This window comes from Oleiphilus sp. HI0123 (assembly GCF_001635315.1).
This window is the reverse complement of sequence record NZ_LWGE01001184.1, coordinates 1-4,565: the sequence shown is the minus strand read 5'-3', so window position 1 is coordinate 4,565 and position 4,565 is coordinate 1. Positions and strand designations below refer to the sequence as shown.

The window sequence follows — 4,565 nt, the reverse complement described above, 5'->3', positions numbered from 1 at the left end:
ATACTAATATAGTTTTAGGAATATACCTAGTGATTGACGTAAAAGAGATGTACACTCTGCGAAAATTACTCCCTCAAATCTGTCTGAACAGGTACGTATACTTTGGCAAAAATCGGTCGCAATAATTTATTAGAAGTTATCAAATTCGAGCCTCAGGGCGCCTACCTACAAGGCGGCTGGCTTGGTGAAATACTTCTGCCAAAACGCTATGTGCCTGAAGATTGTGAAGTTGGTGATCCGCTTAATGTTTTCGTCTACCTTGACTCCAAAGATCGCTTTATCGCCACGACCCAAACACCACGGGCGCAAGTGGGCGAAGTCGCGTTTTTAGAAGTAACGGATGTAAATAATATCGGCGCTTTTTTAGACTGGGGGCTACCAAAGGATTTGCTGGTACCTTATAACCAACAACATATGACAATGGAAGTTGGAAAGTCTTACCTTGTATACATATACACTGATGAAGAAACTCACCGCATTGCCGCGTCAACAAAACTCAACAAGTATATTGGTCGCCTCCCTAACGATTATAAACAAGGCCAAAAAGTAGACTTAGCAATCTCTGCTACAACGGACTTAGGCTACAGTGCCGTTATTGACAACCAATATTGGGGCCTTTTATTTTTTAGTGATGTCGTCCGCCCCCTCAAGATTGGCCAAAAAGTTAAAGGCTTTATCAAGCAAGTTAGAAATGACGGTAAAGTAGACCTGTCGCTTCATGCTCCCGGATTTAAGAAAATAGAAAATTTAGCCGAGAGAGTGCTCGACAGGTTAGAAAAAAGTGAAGGCTACCTGCCTCTTTCTGACAAGAGTAAGCCAGAGGAAATATACGATGCATTTTCAATCAGTAAAAAAGCATTCAAGACCGCAATAGGCACACTTTATAAACAACGGCAGATCCGTATAGAGAGTGATGGTATCTACCTGATTAAAACCGGCGAATAATATAGCGAGACACACAAGGTGCATGACCAGTCCCACGACCCTCTTCATGGAATGACTTTAGAAAAGATTCTTATAAAGCTTGAATCTCATTTCGGCTGGGAAGAACTAGGCAATAGAATTCCTGTTCGTTGCTTTCAATACGACCCGAGCATTAAGTCCAGCTTAAAATTCCTAAGAAAAACCCCTTGGGCTCGTAGCAAAGTTGAAGCGCTTTATATCGACTTATGTAACAGCCCATGGCAGAAAAAATAGCTGCCTAAATAAATTAAATACGACTATTTTTTGCCCAGGCATAAAATGTTACGTTTTTTTTCAAACTTTCGAAAAAAATCCTGTATACTACCGCAAATTTTTTTCCGCCCTGAACTTATTGAGTAGAATAATGACAGATCTATCCAAATACAGAAATATAGGCATCTTCGCTCACGTTGATGCTGGTAAAACAACCACTACAGAACGTATTCTAAAGCTAACTGGTAAGATCCATAAGACTGGTGAGGTTCACGATGGTGAATCTACAACTGACTTTATGGAGCAGGAAGCTGAGCGTGGTATTACTATCCAGTCTGCAGCGATCACAACCTTCTGGGATGATCACCGCATGAACATCATAGATACTCCTGGACACGTTGACTTCACAGTAGAAGTATATCGTTCTTTGAAAGTTCTTGATGGTGGTATCGGTGTATTCTGTGGTTCTGGTGGTGTTGAACCTCAATCAGAAACAAACTGGCGTTATGCAGATGAGTCTGGCGTTGCTCGTATCATCTTCGTAAACAAGCTTGACCGTCTAGGTGCTGACTTCTTGAAAGTTGTTGACCAGGTAGAGAACGTACTAGGCGCTAAGCCGCTAGTTATGACTCTTCCAATCGGAACCGAAGATGACTTTGTTGGTGTTGTCGATATTCTTTCTAAGAAAGCTTATGTTTGGGATGACACAGGCCTACCTGAAAACTTCAAAGTAGAAGACGTTCCAGCCGATATGGTTGACGATGTAGACATGTATCACGAGCAGTTGATTGAAACAGCTGTTGAGGTTGATGACGACATCATGATGGCGTACATGGAAGGCGAAATGCCAACTACGGAACAGATCAAAGCCTGTATTCGTAAAGGTACTAATGACCTGACATTCTTCCCTACTTACTGTGGCTCTGCATTTAAGAACAAAGGTATCCAGTTAATTCTTGATGCTGTTGTTGACTACTTGCCTTCACCCACAGAAGTTATTCCTCAGCCATTGACTGATGAAGTGGGCGAGCCAACTGGCGAAGTTGCTACAGTTGCTGTTGACGAGCCATTCCGCGCACTTGCATTTAAGATCATGGATGACCGTTTCGGCGCACTTACCTTTATCCGAGTTTATTCAGGTAAGCTGAACAAAGGCGACACAGTACTTAACTCCTTCACAGGTAAGACTGAGCGTATCGGCCGTATGTGTGAGATGGAAGCTGAAGATCGTAACGAGCTAGATTCAGCTCAAGCTGGTGACATCCTTGCAATCGTCGGCATGAAAAACGTTCAAACAGGTCACACACTTTGTGATCCCAAGCACGAATGTACACTTGAAGCGATGGTCTTCCCTGAGCCAGTAATCTCGATTGCTGTTAAGCCTAAAGACAAAGGCGGTTCTGAGAAAATGGGTATCGCGATCGGTAAGATGGTTGCAGAAGATCCAACATTCCAGGTTCACACTGACGAAGACTCAGGTGAAACAATTCTACGCGGAATGGGTGAGCTTCACCTAGACATCAAAGTAGACATCCTGAACCGTACTTATGGCGTTGAGCTAGAAGTTGGTGAACCTCAGGTTGCATACCGTGAAACAATCACGGCTGAAGTTGAAGATTCATATACGCACAAGAAGCAGTCTGGTGGTTCTGGTCAGTTCGGTAAGATCGATTACCGTATCAAGCCAGGTGAGCAGAATTCTGGTTTCACATTCTCATCTACAGTTGTAGGTGGTAACGTACCTAAGGAATTCTTCCCAGCTATCGAGAAAGGCTTCCAAAGCATGATGGAGACCGGTGTTCTTGCTGGCTTCCCAGTACTAGATGTTGAGGTTGAGCTGTTCGACGGTGGTTTCCACGCGGTTGACTCCTCTGCTGTTGCATTTGAAATTGCTGCAAAAGGCGCTTTCCGTCAGTCAATTCCAAAGGCACAACCTAAGCTTCTTGAGCCAATCATGAAGGTTGACGTATTTACGCCTGAAGATCACGTTGGTGACGTAATTGGTGATTTGAACCGTCGTCGTGGCATGATCGAAGGTCAGGATGCAGGCGCTTCTGGCGTGCGCATCAAAGCAAATGTACCACTTTCAGAAATGTTTGGTTACATCGGCTCACTACGTACAATGACCTCTGGTCGTGGTCAGTTCTCTATGGAATTTGATCACTACGCACAATGCCCTAACTCTGTTGCTGAAAAAGTAATGGAAGAAGAGCGTGCAAAGAAAGCAGCTAAGTAATCTTTAGCTAGCCTTCAAAAAAGCGATCTTCGGATCGCTTTTTTTATGCCTGCAATTTAGCTACAAACCTACAACGACCAAATCAAAATGGCACCGGGATAACCACGTACATAACTCTACTCAGCTTCATTTATACGCAGCAATACTGTTATAGACCAGCGACTTAGCTTTCCCGACCTGAAAGAAATACACTATTCTGGAATAGCTAGAATTTCCCAGGCACAAAAAAAGGCGAGCTAATGCTCGCCTTTAGTCATTCTAAACCATACTACTGAATAGTCAGTGGGCTAGTCGTTAAAAGTTTACCTACAGCACTCCCTGCCGCAATACCCAGCGTTTTCGTGAAGCGCTCAAAGGGGTCTGGCTGCGGCGTAAAATCAATAATTTCCTCAGCTCCAACCACTTCTCTTGCAACATAACCTGCACTACCCAAACCATCAACCAAACCTTTTTCCAAGGCCTGCTCACCACTCCAGATCAGACCACTAAAGATCTCTTCATCAACCTTCAACCGCTCTCCACGCCCTTCTTTCACTTTAGCAATAAACTGCTGATGCGTGGTATTCAGCACCGACTCCCAAAACTCAACCTCATCACCCTTTTCATCGCTAAAAGGATCTAGAAAGCCCTTATGAGCTCCCGCTGTATATAAACGTCTTTCGACGCCAAGCTTCTTCATCGTATCAACAAAACCAAAACCTGAAGCCACTACACCGATAGAACCAACCAAACTTGCCTTATCAGCGTAAATCTTATCCGCAGCCGCAGCAATGTAATATGCACCTGAAGCACCAATATCGCTGATCACTGCATAGAGTGGCGTTTCAGGGTATAAGCCACGAAGTCGTTTAATTTCATCATAAACATACCCTGATTGAACCGGGCTGCCACCAGGACTATTAATGCGCAAGACAACAGCTTGAGTTCCCTCAGCTTCAAAAGCTGCTCTCAAACCCGTCACCAAAAAGTCTGCATTCGCCTCTTCGCCTGAAGCAATCACACCTTCCAGATTAACCAATGCGGTATATTGTTCAGTATCACTTATCTTATCCGGCGATAAACCCTCGCTCATCATAAACAATAAGACAAAAAGATAAGCAAATGTTAGCAGCTTAAAAAACACACCCCAGCGACGAGCCTTACGCTGCTCAAC

The 4,565-nt window shown here is 43.9% G+C and carries 4 protein-coding genes; 3 read left to right on the top strand and 1 reads right to left on the bottom strand.

Going from position 1 to position 4,565, the window contains the following annotated elements:
* Positions 1–102 precede the first annotated feature (102 nt).
* The 3 genes from A3761_RS13135 to fusA all read left to right on the top strand — a co-directional run bounded on the left by A3761_RS13135 (position 103) and on the right by fusA (position 3,412).
* On the top strand, positions 103–945 hold the full coding sequence (locus A3761_RS13135) for a S1 RNA-binding domain-containing protein (RefSeq protein WP_068507950.1): 843 nt from the start codon (positions 103–105) through the stop codon (positions 943–945).
* Between the two features lie 18 nt (positions 946–963).
* A complete protein-coding gene (locus A3761_RS13130; RefSeq protein ID WP_082865102.1) occupies positions 964–1,197 on the top strand; it encodes a VF530 family DNA-binding protein in 234 nt (77 codons plus the stop codon).
* 130 nt (positions 1,198–1,327) lie between these two features.
* Entirely contained in the window at positions 1,328–3,412 is a 2,085-nt protein-coding gene (fusA, locus tag A3761_RS13125) for an elongation factor G (protein ID WP_068553036.1), read from the top strand.
* 268 nt (positions 3,413–3,680) lie between these two features.
* Here fusA and A3761_RS13120 read toward each other — a convergent pair.
* Positions 3,681–4,565: S49 family peptidase (locus A3761_RS13120; protein WP_156491832.1), on the bottom strand; the 885-nt coding region annotated here is incomplete at its 5' end.